Origin of the sequence: Pectobacterium carotovorum (assembly GCF_033898505.1) — a bacterium.
Taxonomy (GTDB): Bacteria; Pseudomonadota; Gammaproteobacteria; order Enterobacterales; family Enterobacteriaceae; genus Pectobacterium; species Pectobacterium carotovorum_J.
In genome coordinates, this window is record NZ_JAXAFK010000003.1 from 483,135 (window position 1) to 501,461 (window position 18,327).

At 52.0% G+C, this 18,327-nt stretch carries 12 protein-coding genes and 1 tRNA gene; 1 reads left to right on the forward strand and 12 read right to left on the reverse strand.

The genetic code is table 11. The features are described from left to right. Window positions 1–119: 119 nt before the first annotated feature. From ahpF to R9X49_RS16835, 3 genes are all read right to left on the reverse strand, one after another. A complete protein-coding gene (gene ahpF / locus R9X49_RS16825) occupies window positions 120–1,682 on the reverse strand; it encodes an alkyl hydroperoxide reductase subunit F (protein ID WP_319849482.1) in 1,563 nt (520 codons plus the stop codon). A 160-nt stretch (window positions 1,683–1,842) separates the two neighbouring features. After that, window positions 1,843–2,406, reverse strand: coding sequence for an alkyl hydroperoxide reductase subunit C (ahpC, locus tag R9X49_RS16830; protein WP_010287114.1), 564 nt, complete (start codon window positions 2,404–2,406; stop codon window positions 1,843–1,845). Window positions 2,407–2,516: 110 nt separating this feature from the next. Then, a complete protein-coding gene (locus tag R9X49_RS16835; RefSeq protein WP_319849483.1) occupies window positions 2,517–4,166 on the reverse strand; it encodes a DUF4153 domain-containing protein in 1,650 nt (549 codons plus the stop codon). Window positions 4,167–4,369: 203 nt separating this feature from the next. On the opposite strand from R9X49_RS16835, the gene R9X49_RS16840 reads away from it, so the two are divergent. Next, window positions 4,370–7,402, forward strand: a complete 3,033-nt coding sequence (locus R9X49_RS16840) for an autotransporter domain-containing protein (protein ID WP_319849484.1) — start codon at window positions 4,370–4,372, stop codon at window positions 7,400–7,402. Between the two features lie 191 nt (window positions 7,403–7,593). Here R9X49_RS16840 and R9X49_RS16845 read toward each other — a convergent pair whose 3' ends face one another. The 9 genes from R9X49_RS16845 to R9X49_RS16885 all read right to left on the reverse strand — a co-directional run bounded on the left by R9X49_RS16845 (window position 7,594) and on the right by R9X49_RS16885 (window position 18,284). Continuing rightward, a complete protein-coding gene (locus tag R9X49_RS16845) occupies window positions 7,594–8,859 on the reverse strand; it encodes an efflux RND transporter periplasmic adaptor subunit (RefSeq protein WP_319849485.1) in 1,266 nt (421 codons plus the stop codon). Beyond that, window positions 8,852–10,318 carry a TolC family protein gene (locus tag R9X49_RS16850; RefSeq protein WP_319849486.1) on the reverse strand — a complete coding sequence of 489 codons (1,467 nt, stop codon included), beginning with the start codon at window positions 10,316–10,318 and terminating at the stop codon, window positions 8,852–8,854. The genes R9X49_RS16845 and R9X49_RS16850 overlap by 8 nt, the downstream gene beginning before the upstream one ends. Further along, entirely contained in the window at window positions 10,311–11,549 is a 1,239-nt protein-coding gene (locus R9X49_RS16855) for an ABC transporter permease (protein WP_319849487.1), read from the reverse strand. The genes R9X49_RS16850 and R9X49_RS16855 overlap by 8 nt, the downstream gene beginning before the upstream one ends. After that, the gene (locus R9X49_RS16860) at window positions 11,542–12,243 is read right to left on the reverse strand and encodes an ABC transporter ATP-binding protein (protein WP_319849488.1); all 702 of its coding nucleotides are present in this window, start codon (window positions 12,241–12,243) and stop codon (window positions 11,542–11,544) included. Before R9X49_RS16860 ends, R9X49_RS16855 begins: the two co-directional genes overlap by 8 nt. A 320-nt stretch (window positions 12,244–12,563) precedes the next feature. Continuing rightward, window positions 12,564–13,016: a flagellar protein FlhE gene (locus R9X49_RS16865; protein ID WP_319849489.1), complete on the reverse strand. Its 453-nt coding sequence runs from the start codon at window positions 13,014–13,016 to the stop codon at window positions 12,564–12,566. Between the two features lie 499 nt (window positions 13,017–13,515). Continuing rightward, window positions 13,516–13,591, reverse strand: a tRNA-Gly gene (locus tag R9X49_RS16870). Between the two features lie 291 nt (window positions 13,592–13,882). Beyond that, window positions 13,883–15,361 carry a hypothetical protein gene (locus R9X49_RS16875; protein ID WP_319849490.1) on the reverse strand — a complete coding sequence of 493 codons (1,479 nt, stop codon included), beginning with the start codon at window positions 15,359–15,361 and terminating at the stop codon, window positions 13,883–13,885. Window positions 15,362–15,581: 220 nt separating this feature from the next. Continuing rightward, window positions 15,582–16,508 carry a D-2-hydroxyacid dehydrogenase gene (locus R9X49_RS16880; RefSeq protein WP_319849491.1) on the reverse strand — a complete coding sequence of 309 codons (927 nt, stop codon included), beginning with the start codon at window positions 16,506–16,508 and terminating at the stop codon, window positions 15,582–15,584. Between the two features lie 69 nt (window positions 16,509–16,577). Continuing rightward, entirely contained in the window at window positions 16,578–18,284 is a 1,707-nt protein-coding gene (locus R9X49_RS16885; RefSeq protein ID WP_319849492.1) for a DUF6138 family protein, read from the reverse strand. Between the last annotated feature and the right edge of the window lie 43 nt (window positions 18,285–18,327).

Consider the following 18,327-nt stretch of genomic DNA (forward strand, 5'->3'; position numbering starts at 1 on the left):
ATACACGGGGCTACCACAGGGGTGAGGCCTCCCAGCGGGAACCTCCCCCTGTGCTTCCCCTAATAACGGGCTTAAGTGACCAGTATTAGGCATCGCCCACCCTATCCCACGAATCGATGTTATGCGCGGGTTCTAATCAGGTAGTCAAAAGCGCTCAAGGATGCTTTTGCGCCTTCACCCGTCGCGATGATGATCTGCTTGTACGGCACCGTCGTACAGTCGCCAGCAGCAAAGACACCTTTCACACTGGTTTCGCACTTGGCATCGATCTCAATTTCACCGATGCGGTTTCTGGCTATCGTACCTTCCAGCCAGTGGGTGTTAGGCAGCAAGCCAATCTGTACAAAGATCCCTTCCAACGCTAAATCGTGCACCGTATCGGTAAGACGATCTTTGTAGCTCAGCCCCGTCACCTTCTGTCCATCGCCTTTCACTTCTGTGGTTTGCGCATTCAGAATGATGTCAACGTTCGGCAGGCTGCGCACTTTATCCTGCAATACAGAATCCGCTTTCAGTTCTGGAGCAAACTCAAGCAGCGTAACGTGTTTCACTACGCCAGCCAGATCGATAGCGGCTTCCACGCCGGAGTTCCCGCCGCCGATTACCGCAACGTGCTTGCCTTTAAACAGCGGGCCATCACAGTGCGGACAGTACGTTACGCCCCGCGTACGGTACTGATCTTCGCCGGGTACATTCATGTTTCTCCAGCGTGCGCCGGTCGCGATGATCACGCTACGCGCTTTCAGCGTTGCACCGGATACGGTAATCACCTGATGCGGTTTACCCGGTTCGCCGCCAGGAATTAAGGCTTCTGCGCTCTGCGCGTCGATCACATCGACATCATAGTCATCAACATGGCTCTTCAGCGCGGTCGCTAGTTTGGCACCTTCCGTTTTCGGAACAGAAATATAGTTTTCGATATCGACTGTATCCAGTACCTGGCCGCCAAAGCGTTCGCCGACCAAACCGGTACGGATGCCTTTACGCGCCGAATAGACAGCCGCTGCTGCGCCCGCCGGGCCGCTACCGATGATTAACACATCATAGACGTCACGTTGGTTCAGCTTCTCAACCTGTTTAGCGCCCGCGCCAGTATCGATTTTAGTCACAATCTCAGCCAGGCTCGTCCGCCCTTGGCTGAAGTGTTCGCCGTTCAGGAAAACGGTGGGAACGCCCATAACATTACGGCTTTGGATCTCATCCTGAAACACACCGCCGTCAATCGCGGTATGGGTAATATTCGGATTTAACACCGCCATTAAATTCAGTGCCTGCACCACGTCCGGGCAGTTGTGGCAGGAGAGTGAGTAATACGTTTCAAAGTGGAACGAACCGTCAAGATGGCGGATTTGATCGAGTAATTCTTTCGCTTCTTTCGACGGATGACCGCCCACCTGCAATAACGCCAGAATCAGGGAGGTAAACTCATGTCCCATTGGCGCACCGGCAAAACGCGGGCCGCTTTGGGAATCTGGATTGGTAATCAGGAATGAAGGCTTACGCACTGCCAGATCATTCTTTTCAACGAAACTTACCCGTTCGGACAGCTCAGCAATGTCAGTCAGCAAGGTTCTGACTTCAGCAGATTTAGCGGAGTCATCCAGAGTCGCAATCAACTCAACAGGTTTGGTTAATTTTTCCAGATAGGCTTTCAACTGGACTTTCATCGTATTGTCGAGCATTGGTCGTCCTTAATTAGGCAAATGGGTACAAAGACAAAGTCGTGCAGGGTGCTGGCCCCAAAAAAACCGGGCCAGAAAAATCGGGTGCAATGCACCCGATAAAAACAGCCATGTTTTCCACAGCTATGTTTTTCATAGCTATGTTTTCCGAGGTGTTAGCTTAGATTTTGCCAACCAGATCCAGAGACGGAGCCAGCGTAGCCTCGCCTTCTTTCCACTTGGCTGGGCAGACTTCGCCTGGGTGAGAAGCAACGTACTGGGCTGCTTTCACTTTACGCAGCAGGTCAGATGCATCGCGGCCAATACCTTCAGCCGTGATTTCTACCGCCTGGATGATGCCCTGTGGGTCAACGATGAACGTACCGCGATCGGCCAGACCTTCTGCTTCGCGCATGTTTTCAAAGTTACGCGTCAGTTGGCCAGTTGGGTCACCGATCATGGTGTACTTGATTTTGCCAATCGTTTCAGAGCTGCTGTGCCACGCTTTGTGCGTGAAGTGGGTGTCGGTGGAAACAGAGTAGATTTCCACGCCACGCTGTTGGAATTCGTCGTAGTAGTCAGCGACATCACCCAGTTCGGTCGGGCAGACAAACGTAAAGTCGGCCGGATAGAAGAAGAACACGCTCCATTTGCCTTCGATGTTCTTCTCAGTCACTTCGATGAATTGACCGTCTTTGAAAGCCATGTTTTTGAATGGTTTAACTTGGGTATTGATTACTGACATCACTTTATCCTCATGTGTTTTCGCATGTGGCTAAAGTACAGAAACGTGATCGCTATCACCAATCCGTTGTCTTTATCGAATCAATAAGCAATACCTAACGTAGCCTAAAATCAGGGATAGGTAATCTCCATATTCTGGTCACCGATCCTGATCGTCTTGAAACGTGGGGCAACGGCTTCAACCTTGCCGTCCTTCACCAGCGCGACCAGTTTTTCCGTCCCTATTGCGCCAAACATACTGGCCGCAATCTGCCACTGTCCATTTTCATCACGAGCGAGGATCTTCCCACCATTTCCCCAGCCCACTCGGGGAAAAACGAGCACTTCGTTATGACCATCGCCTGTCAAATCAATAGCAAAGAGCAGGCAAGCCATTTCCCTGCACTGATTACCCAGATTATCGCCCTGCAGCATGCTTTCGACTCCGTCTTCCAACGGCCCCACCCACTCAACCTGAACGGAGCGGACTTGTGCAGGACGCCCCTGCAGCCTATCGCGCAGTGCCTGTCGCCCAGTCGCGTCAAGTATCCGATCGTGCTTCAACTCTTCAGCCAGCCAGTTAAACTGCCGTTGGCCCGACGCCCCTAGCTCATCGCGCAGCGCCCACAGATCAAAATCATCGATCGGCGTTTTTCCATTAAGCAAACGCTGAACCTGATTCCTCGCGCTAAAGGCTTCTGGGCTTAACAGCGGCGTATGCAGCAATATCACCAGAACGCAGATGATAGCCGCGAGCAGCGGATTGCTTGTACGTAAATGCCCTAACCAGACGCCAGAACGGCGAACAACAGCCCACACCATCGCCAGACTGTAGAGCATTGCAATCGTCACCACGAAGATCGACTGAAAACGGAAAGGCGTCAGGCCATACTGCTCGATGCGCAGCCAGCTGGAATAGCCCGCCAATGCAACCAACACTGGCAGGCACAGCGCGCTGGCGCTAACGAACCCGCGTAACACGGCAGGATAAGCGCGGCCCTCGTTATCATCCTGAGAGGCGCAGTTAATCAAAAAGAGGTTTACGCCCATCAGGCATAGAAGAATGACGGTAGAACGGCCGGTATTCCATATCGGTTCCAGACCGCTAAAAGGCAGGGTCAAGGTGAAAACCACGGTAATCAGTGCACTAAGGGGCAGCAGGAAGCGGCAAGCCGATAGCAGAATCCCACGCAGCAGTCCGACGACCGTTTCTTTGGTCATTCCGATATACATGCCGATAGAAAACACCACCGGCAAGAGCAGCATATAAAACCGATAATGCCAAAGTACTTTACTCACCAGCCTGAACCCCAGCATGCTGAACAACATGCTGCACAGCACGAGCAAGAGTACGACCACCAGAACCACTAGCCAGGCCAGCAACACAGTAAAAATATTGTTCCAGGCGTGTTTACAGATCGCTTCATAAGATGGCCACCGCCCTTCACGGGTGGACCAACTGCAAATGAACGTACAGCAGATATAACCGAACAGGATGCCACACAGTATCCAGGAATCAGGCAGTTGGTATCGCCCACTGTCATAGAAAACCCAGCCACTAATCGCCGTCATCAGCACGGTCAATGCGCCGCCCCAAAGCCATGTCTTTTTCACAAAAAGCGTGCGTTCCAGCAATTGCAGACTCACTCCGCCCACTGCAGCCATCGTTATCAGCATTATCTGAAGCACGCTCTCTTCCATTTCAAGCGCGGCAACAAATAAAAGCCCCTGGAGCAGGCCAATGATCAGATAGAACCTTAACGATGGAGAACTGGCAGGCATGGCAAATCCTTTTAGCGATACAGATAAATGAGCCACCTACTTTAGCATCGAATTACCACGGCTCGAGTGAATATGTGTCTCTCTGACACATAGCCCCATCCCCATTCTTAATGTTCATAGCAGCGTCACCGTTTAGTCATTTGCCATCGTTAAACTGCCGCCCGAAATTTCATAACACATAGAAAATTAAAGGAATAATTCACATGACATCCCCCACGAAAGCGCTTTTGGCTACGGCGATAGCCTCATTGATACCGTTAAGCACCTCTGCGGCAGGAACAGAACCCGCCTCATCGATTGATGTCCTGTCCGGCTTTAACCAATTCTGGACAGCGGGTACGGCCTGGAACACGGGCACCCCGACTCCACTTGGAGAAATCGTACTTCGGCAGAATATTCAAACGGTGATCGACATCGCCCGTTCACGGACTCAGGCGCAAGAAATCTCGGCTTTTGAATTCGATGCACAGGACGCAAACTACGCGGTCATCGCCGGTCTGGGTCCGCTTGCCAGTCTACTGAAAGCGGAAACTGGCGCGTTCACCACGGTGAACGGTATCCCTGACAGCGCGTACAGCAGTCGGGTGAGCGACGGCGGCAACGGTTTGGGGTCAACCACCAGCGGTCTGGGTAAGGTCGTCGAACTCGTCAACGCCGTGCGCTACCCAGCCTCAACCACACCGGCCAAAAATAACTACAACTATCCGCGTCCTTTCCGCCAAACGCTGGACGGCGAGGATCTAAGCTGGGTTCTGCAAAAATCACTCGTTGCCCGCGTGCCAGCAACGGGAAACGGTGACGGCGGCTTCCCCAGCGGACACACTAACGCAGGCTACCTCGCCGCTTTCGGTCTCGCCTACGCGATTCCGCAGCAATATTCAGACCTGATCCTTCGCGCTGGCGAGATTGGCTATAGCCGCGTTGTGACGGGTATTCACTCACCGCTGGATGTCATCGGCGGCAGAATGCATGCGACCTACTACGCTATTCAGGATCTTGTCGCCAATCCGACCCTGCGCGCAGAAGCCTATGCTCAGGCGCAGGCATTCTTTGCCACGCAATGTGGAGGCACCATCACCGCGTGCTATACCAACGGCAAGAATGCCGAGGCGGCCTACGCTCAATATCAGATCGATAAAGCCCTGTACGCCAAATACACGTTTGAAGACACCTTCACGCCTATCGGTGACACCAGCGCCGCCGCCGTTGTTCCGCAAAACGCGGAAGTACTGATCGAAACACGCTACCCCTATTTGACCGCCTCTCAGCAGCGCGACATTCTGGCGACAACGTCGAATGCATCAGGCGGCGTGATGGATAACGGTATGGGTTACGATCGCCTGAACCTGTTCAAGGCGGCAAACGGTTACGGCGCGTTCAACAGCAACGTTTCTGTAACGATGAACGCAGCAGACGGCGGTCTGTCTGCCGCCGATCTGTGGCTCAACGACATTACCGGCACAGGCGCTTTTACCAAGTCAGGCAGCGGGCAACTCACGCTAGCAGGGCGTAATAGCTGGAGCGGCGGCACAACCGTATCCGGCGGAACGCTGGTTGGCACCAATGGCCGGGCGTTCGGCAGCGGAGCGATCGTCAACAACGCCACGCTGGCTTTTGACATCAGCACCGACGATACGCTCGCAAATGACATTTCAGGCAGCGGGACACTGCGTAAAGACGGAGCGGCCAAGCTGACCTATACGGGTAATGCGTCTGCCTTTACCGGTACCACGCAGGTGACAAACGGCACGCTGGCAGTTAACGGTTCACTGGGCGGTTCCATCACGGTGGCCGATGGCGCTACCGTCTCCGGTAGCGGTGCGATAGGCAGCTTGACCGTAGCCAGCGGCAGTACGCTTGCACCGGGTAATTCCATTGGCACACTCACGGTGAACGGCGATCTGACCCTGACCAATGGGGCAATTTATGAAGTTGAAGTGAATCCAGATACGACCGAGAGCGATCTGATCGCCGTGACAGGAACCGCCACGCTGGGCGATGCTTCAGTGCTGCATGTCGGCCAGAGTGGGGATTATCGTATCGCGTCAACCTATACCATTCTGACGGCGGGCAATGGCATCTCCGGCACCTTTGGTACAGTGACGAGCCAGTATGCCTTCCTTGATGCCAATCTGGGCTATACCGCGAATGCAGTGACAATGCAGCTCGCGCGCAATGACATAACCTTCGCGTCAGCGGCGACCACCGCTAACCAGTCAGCCGTTGCCAATGCGGTGGAATCATTAGGAACAGGCAATGCCGTTTATAACGCGGTAGCCATGCTCGATCGGGGCGCACCACCGTATGCCTTTGACGCTTTATCGGGAGAAGGTTATGCCTCGCTGGCCGGAGCCATGACGCGCAGCGCATTGACGGTCAGCGATACCGTCACAGACCATGCCCGTACCGCGCACGATGAGAACGTGTGGATCAACGTTTCTGGTGGCCGCCAGGATGCCAAGGGCACCAATGGCACTGCCGATACCGACTATCGCCGCCATGGTTTTCTGCTCGGTATTGATGGCGCGCTATCCGACAATATGACGCTCGGTATTTTTGCAGGAGCGGATAAAGGCAAATTCGACGTCAATAATCGCCGTTTCTCTACAGATGTCGACAATTACCAGTTAGGTGCTTATGCAAATTATACGTATAACCGACTGGGGTTCACCTTCGGTACTACGGGAAGTTGGGGCGATATAGCAGCGAAACGCGCCGTCACCGTCGGTTCTCTGAACGAGAAACTGTCGGCGGATCTGGATGCGCGTACCCTTCAGGTATTTGGTGAAGCACGGATGAAATTCGATACTAACGTGGTTTCCGTGGAGCCTTTCGCTAGATTAGCGCACGTCGCCAGTAAAATGGATAGCTTCAGCGAAACCGGCGGCGCTGCCGCCTTGGGCGGAGAGGCAATCAAAATGGATACGACCTTTTCTACCTTCGGCGTACGTCTGGAACGCAGCTTCGGCACGCAAGAGCGGGCGTGGACCGTGAATAGTAGCGTCGGCTGGCGACATGCTTTTGGTGACATCGATCCCACCGCACGTCTGCACTTTATCGGAGCGGATAGCCATAGCGTGACGGGAACGCCACTGGCGGAAAACAGCGTACGAATTGAAGCTGGTATCGGCAAGAAACTGACCGACAATGCGAACCTGTCATTATCCTACGGTGGCCAATTCGGTGGCGGTGTTACCGACAATACCGCAAACCTGAAACTGAACGTCAGCTTCTAACACACAACCACAGCGTAAGGCGGTGGCACTTCTTCTACCGCCTTTCAGTTCCGTATCGTGGCTCACCATTGGGCCACTCACGCGCTTTATGCCACTTGCAGGGCTATTCTCAATCAGGAACAGCAAGGTGCCCTGACAAAATGAAGCGTTTGAAGGTGTTATAGTGACTGACGCCATACTCAAATAAATCACTAAGGAATCTGTACCTCACCCGCCTCCAACCCGGCGATTTCTACGCCCTGCGCCACGGTTTTCCCCAGCGTCACGTTGATTTTCTTTGGCGAAGCGTCAGCGGTCGGACGATAAATCACATAGGCACGGCCATTCTCGTCAGTACGCACCGCCTGTGCGGGCACCGCGATGCCCTGCTCGTTACGATAGACAATAATAGCCAGCCGCGCGCTCATCCCCAGGCGAATATTTTGCCTTAAGTCCGCCAACGGCGTATCGAGTGATACCACCACATTATAGTACGCGCCGCTGCCTGACATATCGGCCGCATCAGCCTGCATATCAATCGACGCGACCTTGCCTGTCAGCGTTTGTCCGGCAAAGCCATCCCCGGTCACGTTAACCGCCATCCCTTCTTGCAGCTGATGCAGATCGGTCTCTTCTACCCGAGTCGCCACCTGAAAACGATCCTGAGCAATGACCCCAAACAGCGACGTCCCCTGGTTGACTGGCAAACCGGGTTGGATGACCACAGGCTTGCCGTTATCAGGCGTAGCAGGTCGCACGACAACACCGCTAAACGGCGCCTTGACGATTTGCCGTTCAACCTGCGCAGCCAGCGCCTGATAGCGCACCTGTGCATTCGTCAGTTCCATCTCTGCAATCTTGCGATCCTCGCCGTTCCCCCGCGCCAGCACCGTTCGCAGCTCTTCTTGCGCCGCAATCACGTCCTGTTCCTGTGAACGAATTTGCTGCTTTAGCGTGTCAACTTCCATACGCGCGACGATACCGCGTTCGAACAGCGCTTGTGTATCCCGAAGATTGGCTTGCGTATTGCTAAACGTTGACCGGGCTGAGCTTAATGCGCGCCGCGCGCGCGACACCTCTGTGCTTTGCTCCCACTGCCTGAGCGATTGTACCTCACGCTGTGTCTTGAGCACGTCGGCCTGCGCCTGACGCAACTGAATCTCAATTTGCCCGGGATCCAGTATCAGTAACGTTTGCCCTTCTTCGACGCGTTGTCCCTCGCGTGCCAGCACCTCACGGATAACACCTTCAAAAGGCGCTGCCAGCGTGGTCTGCGTCGCGGCCTGGATGCGTCCAACCAGCCCTAATTGATTTTCCAACAACTGGGGCTGAACAGGGAGCCATTGTCCCTGAGACGCGCTTTCCTGCTCGTTCGTACGCCCTGCCAGCAGCCAGATGAACATGCCAAATGCCACGATCGACAGCAGTGCCATAAGGTGACGCCGACGCAGGCGAGACAGAAAATGATGCCTAATCATTGAGTGCGATATCCCAGCTTTGTAATGTGGTACCCAGCGTCTCATCCAGTTCAGCCTGCGCATTGAGATAGCCGATCAGTGCATTGAGGCGGGCATTTTCAGCGTTGCGTAAATCGTTCTCGAAGCTCAGCACCTGAAAGTTACTGGAACGCCCTACCGTGAGCTTTTCTCGTTCAATATCTAGCTTGCGGCGCGACAAATCCCGCGCGCGTTGGGAAATCTCAAACTGCCGCCAGCGCGTACCAATATCACGTACCGCATTAGTGACATCGCGTTCAAGCTGCTGCCTGACTTCATCCAGCTGAATGTGCTGATTACGCACATTCACTCGCGCCTGAACCTCCGCCTGACGGGTACTCAGATCGCCGATAGGGATCTCCACCTGAACGCCAACATAATTCTCCCAGGTACGTGAGGTACTGCTCTGTGCTGCACGATCGCGCACCTGGCTGGCGCCCCCAATCAGCGAGACATCCCACAGGCGATCGTTACGTGCAACCGCCAGACCGAGCGCCGCCTGCTCGTTGGCGATGATCTGCGCCAGATAGGCCGGTCGGGAAGCTTCGGCCTGCTTCAACGCCTGTGCGGCGTTAACATCAACGCGCTGTGCCTGCATGGCATCCGTGGCCACAATCAGCGTATTTAAATCCAGTGCCAGAAGTTGCAGCAGCGCAAGGCGGGCGGTATCCAACTGGTTTCTGGCTTCTTCATGCGCCAGTTCCTGCGTGGCCACTTCAGCTTCGGTTTGCACAATTTCAAATTCAGCCATGCGCCCTGCGGCAATCATTGCACGGTTGACGTCAACCAGCTGGCGCGCTCGCGCCAGCGCATCACGCGCGATTTGCAGTTGCTCCTGCGAGCGCAACAGCTCTCGATAGGCAGCAATAATCTGCGTAATCGTCTGTGAAACCGTAGATTTCAGCGCCAGACGATTTAACTGCTCAGACAGCCGTGCAATGTGGACTGGCGCGGTCGTGACGTCTTTACCTGCGCCGCGCAGCAAAGGTTGAATCACAGTAATGTTGGCACCATCGTTACGCGACAACCCGGCGTTATCAGCCTGCGTGTGACGGTAGGTCCAGCCGAGGCTGAAGCGGGTGCCATAAGGTGTGAGCAGGGTTGATGTCGGCGTCAGATTGCCCTGCCGGTAACGATCGCTTTGGTTACGGTTGGAAAGGTAACTGCCCGTCAGCGACAGCTTGGGGGTAAAACGATCCTCTGCAACCCGAAGATCAAATTTCTGCGCGATACGATCCAGATAGGCGCTACGGATCGCGCGATTGTCGCGCAAACCAAGATAAATGGCATCGCTCAGCGTGAGATCGATCGTTTGTGCATTCAGCGACGTACTGACTGTCGCCTGCCCCTGCCGCGTCGCCTGAGAAGGATTCAACGCTGTTTCCGCATATCCTTCATGAGCAGAAAACAAAATCAGTAAACACAGGATAGATTTACGCATCGCGTAGCGCCTGTACGGGTTCAAGCCGTGCGGCGGTCATCGCCGGGTTAAGCCCAAAAAACAGGCCAATCGCCAATGAACTGCCAATGCCGAGGGGAAGTGACAATGCCGAAAGTGAAAAGACTGACCAGTCTGAAAAAAAGACAAACAGCCACGCCGCCGCGATACCACACACCGCCCCGATCAGAGCCCCGCAGGCGGATAGCACAACGGCCTCCAGTAAAAACAAACCCGCAATATCGCGCGGCCGCGCCCCCAGCGCCATACGAACACCAATTTCACGGCGTCGTTCGGACACATTCATCACCATGACATTCATCACCCCAACCCCACCTACCAGCAGGGAAATCCCCCCCAGCCCCGCCAGCAGCCATGAAAACATCCGCGACTGCTGTGCCATTCCCTCCAGTAGCTGCTGTGGGATTTGCACATCGATATCAAGTTTCGGCATCAGAGCGGCCAAATAATCCTTTAACTGTGAGCCCGTTTGCATCAGCGTATCGCTGTTGCTGTTACGTGCAATCACGCTGATGATTTGTGGGGCAGGCATGACACGGCGCATACCGGAGATCGGCATCAGGATAGAGTCATCAACCGAGACGGGAACTAGCGGATTGTGTCCCTGCGGCTGAAGGATTCCTACGATCTCAAACAGGTACCCGCCCACTTGCACGCGCTCACCCACAGCGGCGCCGCCCCCCTGCGATGCCCATTGTGTTGCCACATTCGCACCCAACACGATGTAAGTACTTTGCTCATCGAAATCACTCAGGTAGCGGCCCTGCGCGAGCGTCAGTCCTAAAACGTTCGACAATTCAGCCCGGCAGCCCACCACCATGGTACTCAGTGAACGCCCGCGCAGCCGCGCTTCGGTGGAGGTAATAATTAACGCGGTTGCCGCCTTAATATCAGGCAGATGCTGTCGCAAAACCGGGATATCCAAATCGGCAGGAACCGAACCGGTAGCATGGCTGCCCGCCCGATTCTGCACGGTGGCCACCAACAGGTCGCTGCCCATCCCTTTAAAGACGCCCATGGCTTCAGCTTCCGCGTTGTGCCCGATATTCAGCAAAGCGACAACAGATCCGCAACCCACGGCAATCCCAAGGAGGGCCAGAACGGCACGTCGCCCCAGAAGAATAAGGCTGTTCAATGGCTCAAGCAGACGCTGTTGCAACGAAGGACCATAGTGCTCTTGCCGCGCTTCCATCCGTGAACGAGGATCAGACATGGTTTACCTCATGGATTCGGCCATCCTGCACATGAATGCGCCGCGCCATACGGCAGGCCATGCCTTCGTCATGCGTCACCATCACGAGCGTCGTCCCCTGTTCGCGGTTCAATGCCAGCAATAGCGTGATGATGTCATCAGCCGTTTGGCTGTCGAGATTACCGGTCGGTTCATCCGCCAGCAGAAGCGCAGGTTCACCGACCAGCGCACGCGCAATAGCCACCCGCTGACGTTGACCGCCGGACAGGTCGGCAGGCCGATGGTGGGTTCGCTCTGCAAGCCCGACGCGCGCCAGCTGTATCTGGGCGGCTTGGCGAGCGACCTGACGCGAGACGCCGCGGTAGGTCAGGGGAAGCGCCACGTTATCCAACGCATCCAGACGCGGCAGTAAATTAAAACTCTGGAAGACAAAGCCAATGACCCGATTACGCACGATCGCACGTTCATCAGCACTTGCCTGAGACATATCCTGCCCTGCGAGCAATAAACGCCCCGAGACAGGCTGATCGAGCAAGCCGATGATGTTGAGCAAGGTGCTTTTACCAGAACCCGACGCGCCCACGATCGCGCAGCTTTGCCCGGCAGGAATAGACAGTGAAATATTGTGCAGCACCGATTGAGAGGAAGCACCGATACTATAGGTGTGTGAAATACCTTGTAAACAGATCAGATCCGTTATTCTTTCATCAGACATCCTTGCCTCTTTGCCGATCCCCGAAAGCATCACATTAATCGAATTATCCTACTGTTTGTGCTTTAGGAAAACCATTGAAAGCACGTTCTTCATTGATTCAACGCATCACCGTGTAACGTCCGTGTTAAACCATCGTGAGCCATTTACTTTTTCGACACTCGGTAAATAATAAAACCAACCAATGAATTAATTTGCAGTTAAATAATATTCATACTTAACTATTAATATGTGCAGGAATTCTATATTTATGATGTAAACCCCTGCACATGATATTAACGTCAAGTCACACCACAGGCATTAAATTGCAGTCAGATTCATTTTCACCAGCGATCAGTCCAATTTACGGTGAGCTGTGTAGGGCCAGAACCATAAATAGTACCGATTATTGATTTGCTATCCACACGATAATATAAGAAGAATGGTATGGTAGCCGACTTATACTTAAATGCAGTCGTTGAACCAGACTGCATATCGGAAATATTGATGCACGTCGATGTATTGCCCTGACATAAATAGACAGTCAGTGCTCCTTTGTTCCCGACCTGAAGCCGACCTAGCCCATAATTCCAATATATTATATTTACTTTTGTGTTAGCAGGAGGAGCAACGCCCGGAGATATGGGAAAAGTAAACTGGTTCCAAATATTTGCAGAATGAACATCCATTCTTTTCATATCCCCACTCGTATAAGAACCATCAAGTGCATGCGCTGTACCGGAAAACAAACATAGGGGAAGCAAAGCTGTAGCCGAAAGATATTTTAAAATTTCCATATAATCCCTTTTAAAAGAAAAAATAGAAATATTTTTATATCACAATAGGGATTATTTTGAAAAAGCTGGGGGATTAACATCAAGTTATTAAAAAAGAAGAGTAATAAACAAAATAAGACATAAAAGATCGCCTACAACAGATAAAAAACAAAATATTATTTTTACTTTTTCGATGAAAAAGGAATAAAAGCGACACAGTCACCACACTAATATTTCATTATAATGATAAGATGAAATCGTTATTATCCTCTATATAAAAATAAGCACTATTAACTGATATGGAATGAGGTTCAGGAGGAAACCAGTGACAGAGTGGTCATAGACTCCTTGGATTCGGAATGTTAAGCGATATATTCGATCTGGCTTTCCGCTGGATCGTCAAACAGGTGCTGAATTCCTGAAGAAGCGTAGATATTTAATGAGAGTGAAGGCGATACCAAGAGGGGTACAAACACGCTGTCGAATTAAAGAAGAGAGTAACGAGGATGATGAAGAATTTTGGAGCGGGAAACGAGACTCGAACTCGCGACCCCGACCTTGGCAAGGTCGTGCTCTACCAACTGAGCTATTCCCGCTTAGAATCGGATTTATTATCTTTTACTTCAGTAAACTACACTGAAATCAAAATTTATCAAATCCTGCCAAATCACTCGTAACTTAATGAATTTAATCACTATTTACCAACCAAGCAATTCAACGGACAGCATTATGTACCAACCAACTCAGCGTGGCAAGCCCTTTTCACGGAAAAACATTGCCACCAGTTTCAATCAGCAACATCGCTGTGGAGGCGAAGCCATGATTCCGCCTCCACAACCAGACCGCCTGACATTAAGGCGGCCTGATATTTCACTTGCTCATGCGTATCAGGATTTCACACTTTTCAGCAAGGTTTGCTTACAAATGTGCCCGAAGGTGACGTGAGTGACATTATTCCCGCCTACACCAACACCGCTCTGAGCCGGGACTTCAATACGCCATGCACCCACATCGTAAGTTGTTCTCCACGTATTAATATAACCCTGGCTGTAGTCCTGGAACTGTGTCGTGTAATCAGCATAACAGTTATCCAATTTCACAGACCCAGAGGCACGCCCATTTGAATCAGTGATTATTCCGTGGGCATTGGCAGCATTAAACTCTAACGCACCGTTGTCTTCTCGTTGGTCGAGTATAAGAATCGCAACGATATTTGGAATACCCGCGCCAGTTGAATCCGCCATCGTGACTCCCCAGGTCACATCCCGATAGGCTTGCGTGGTCATGAAACCATACGCTGTCGGCGCAGAACTAGGGATACGCAGAACGGTGCTTTCCCCCGAAACAGAATGGCTAAACTGAACAATTTTGGAGCCCAAAGTTAGCTTATATTTCTGAGAAACGGTCGGTAATTTTGATGGATTAGGCAGCACTCTCACCAAAATTTTCTCATTCGGCTGAGATGGAACGATCGTAATTTCCTGTGCGGTATTACGGGTTGTCCAGGTATTACCCCCATCAGTGGAAGACGCCAGTAACCAGTTGTTATTGGTTCCACTCGTCACGCCATTCAAGCGAAGTAAAACATGCTGGCCACGGGTTGCAGTAAAGACGTAGTAATCCGCATCAGAATCGCTATCAGAGTTAGCCTCAATTTCCCTCAAACTATCAGACATAGGGGTAGCCAGAGAGGGAATATCGTTCAGCTCATAGTCATCAACATTCGTATTAACGATAGCGCCAAAATTAAAACCGGAGCCATCGGCAGTATTGGCCTCCATAAACCAGTAATAATGCCCCGGCGGCGTTAAATCTAACGTAGCCTCATCAGCATTTCCCGCTTGATTTGAATAATTAATTGCCGTCACATTATTCTGCCCATCATCGCGCATCAAGCTGAGTGCAATATCGGTTTCAGGACTCATGCCTACGACAAAAGCGGTTGTTTTAGAACGCTGAGTGATTTCAAAGTGATAACAGGCGCTACCTCCACTTTGCAGCCCATCCAGCGTATAAATTGAATTTACGGCAAGGGTTGGACACAAAGGGGTAAATGCAGCGTTATTAGCAAGAGGTTGAGTGCTGGATAACGGTTTGTTTTGCGCGCTTTTTGCATCAGCCTGCGCAGTTGATGCATTAGGGGAAATAACCACAACCCCCTCATTTTCCGCTTTATGAAATTTATAATTACTTGCAGCATGCGCTTGTATATTGCTGGGCGCACTAAAAGCAGAAACCGTACCTTTCTTTTGCAGTTTCCCTATATCCTTCACTTCGACAGAAACGCTGGTTTCAGCAAGCGCTGAACTCATACAGAATGCCAGTCCAGCTGCCGCAAGACATAAATTCAAACGATGATATTTCATCCCAAGATTTCCTTATTTTTGAGTATTCTCAAATAGAACGCAGACTTATTATTTAAAAATTAACAAATATTGATTTTTAGCGGGAGTAGTATTACACCAGCACGCTATATAATCCCAATAAATTTTTACAAAAATATTTAAAATGAAATTTTTAAATGAGTAATTTAAAAATATTATTAATATAATTAAATCACTCGTTTATAATTATCAAACTAATTATTCAATATTCTCGATTAAAATCTACCTCGCCACGCAGCGTATTATCGGCATGAAAGCGAGCGAGATTCTCCAGAAATAATCGCCCCATCAGCCCCGGCACCATCGGCCCGGCAATGTGCGCCGTCAACGTCAGGTTTGGCGTGTTCCAGAACGGATGGCTGTACGGTAGCGGCTCTTGCCTGAATACATCCAGCACCGCTCCCGCAATCTGTCCATCACGCAGCGCCGCCTGTAAATCATCATCCACCACGGCGCTACCGCGCCCGACATTAATGAACAGCGCCGAAGGCTTCATGGCTGCAAACAGACGGGTATCATAGATATCGATGGTTGCCGAGGTATCGGGAAGGAGGTTGATGACATAATCGGCCTTCGGTACTGCGGCAGGTAGCTCCGCTAAGCTCATGATCTGTTTAAAATCAGGCCGCTGCCTTGGCGTACTGACGATGCCGTATAGCTCAACGCCAAAAGGCCGTAGAAAGCCAGCAACCTCGCAGCCGATCTCTCCCGCGCCGACAATCAGCACGTTCTTATCCGCCAGCGATCCCGGTAAACGGTGATCCCAGCGCCGCTCTTCCTGACTGGCTTGCCGTTCCCCCAGGCGCAGCTCATGCCTGAGCATATAGGCAATCACATATTCGGCTATCGGCTGCCCAAACACGCCAACGGCGCGACTCAGACGGTAATCACGCGGTAACCCATCGGCCAGCAGCGGCTTGAACCCCGCCCAGGTCGACTGTAGCCACGTCGGTTTCGCTCCCTGAGCCAGCAGTGCCGCTGCGGTATCAGGTTCGCCCAGCCAAATCGGACAGCCCGCCGCCTGCTCCGCCGTACCATTTGAGAGCACCAGCTCAAGCTCTGGCGCACTATGATTTAAGACAGAGCCGATCTCATCGGCACGCGAGTCCAGCAGCAGAATAGCGGTCATAAATACGTTCCTTAACGGGATGAAGCACCTGCGGCTTCACCCCGATGATTGTCGTTATTACATTTACGATTAGGCCGAAGCCTGAATGAGTGACGTCAACAACGCGCCGCGCTTCGCTTCTGATTTCTTCACCAGTGCGGCGAGTTTCTTGGTATTGCCCCAGATGAGATACAAGATGTGTTCTATCACGGCGGGTTCCCGCATCCGCACTTCTTCGACCAGTTGTTCGAACAGCGCGTCATCCTCTAACGCAGGCAACATATTCAACTTTAGGCTTTCTGTCGCATGGCTCAAACAGGCAACCAGCGTCGCCACGTTCTGCGCCGTCACGCTATGCTTATCGAAAAACGCCCGAATGAACGCATCTTGTACCGATTGATGCTCATCATCCACGCTTTCCATATACGCTTTTACGAGAGGGAAATACCCTGCATCGGTCAGACCCAGCCCAAATACGGCATAGCTTCCCGGCATGATGCACTTCTCACCTTCCGAATCGGCATACCATTCAAATTGCTCGATCGCTGCACGAGCATAATCCTCAAGCAGTGGATAGTTCGATGCATACTGCAACGCGTTAGCAAAAAAACGATGGGTATCCGATTTTGCCAGCCCCTTGATGGGAAGGTACTGTCGCACCGACGATTTCAGGACGATCTTGTAGCTCTTTGGGAAGCCGAGCGTCAGTAAGCGCGTAATGAAGCGCAGTGCCTGCTCATACGCTTCGGCACTTTCCTTGCGAATACGAACGGTGATGGTCGCAAACACATCATTCGCCACGCATTCTACTTCTTCATTCTTCAGGTTAATCAGCGCGTGCTCAAACGTGCCGCTTCCCTCTTCCATCATGCTTACCGCACGCGGATAACCCAACTGCTTCGCGATATCCAGATATTCCAGAGCCTGGGACTTACTATAAGAAGGTTCATAGCGCAGAATCATAACGGCCGCATAGAGCACTAATTCAAGGGGATGAAGCGTTTGTGAACCCTGTAACTCCAGTGCGATACCGGGCTTGAGAGTATACTTATCTGGTTCAAAAAAATACTCGGGTTTGGACACGTCGCAATAGCGCAACAAAAAGTGCTGATCCACCCACGCTTTTAACTCACGGGTAATGGTGCGTCGATGCTCAGACAATTCCGCACTTCCTGCGTTTCGCTGCTGAATCAGCTCAAGCAGAGTGATGACGTTGTCGATATCCATCGCAGGAAAGAGATGTGCATCGAACAGGTGACGAACCAGAAAGAAAGTTTGTAACTTCTCTGTTGGCGCGGTGCCGTGGGTAAGATAGCGATCGATATAGTCGTGAATAGCGTTAAGTAGCCGCTGTTTTTTCACCTCATTGATGAATGTAAACAGCGTAATCAGCAAGCGACCTTCCGTTGCCGGAAATACAGCCCGAAAACAAAACCGGTAGTCAATCAGCGCCGTATCTGCCAATTTCTCAACACGCTGCGCGATAGCCTGCGCCAGCACAGGAACGATACTTTCCTGTATCTGCGCCACACTCAGCGCACCTTTGCGACTGCCGGGCGACAGCCCATCGGCATCCGGCTTCGCTTCAGAGGATATCGATGTACGCCCCGGTGCATAATCCAGTATCAGATCGTCATGGATGCCGACCTGCAATGTTGTTCGCGATATAATCTCATCGAGCCCCGCCCTTTGCTCCTGCGTATCAAACCATTTGTTGATTGCCGTAAGCGATTCATCCCGCATCGGCAGGTCGTGTTGTGGTAATGCCCCGGCTTCGTTTGAATGCTTGTCCGTCATTTTTCTATTTTTCCTTATTATTTATCGCAGATGAAATACTGCC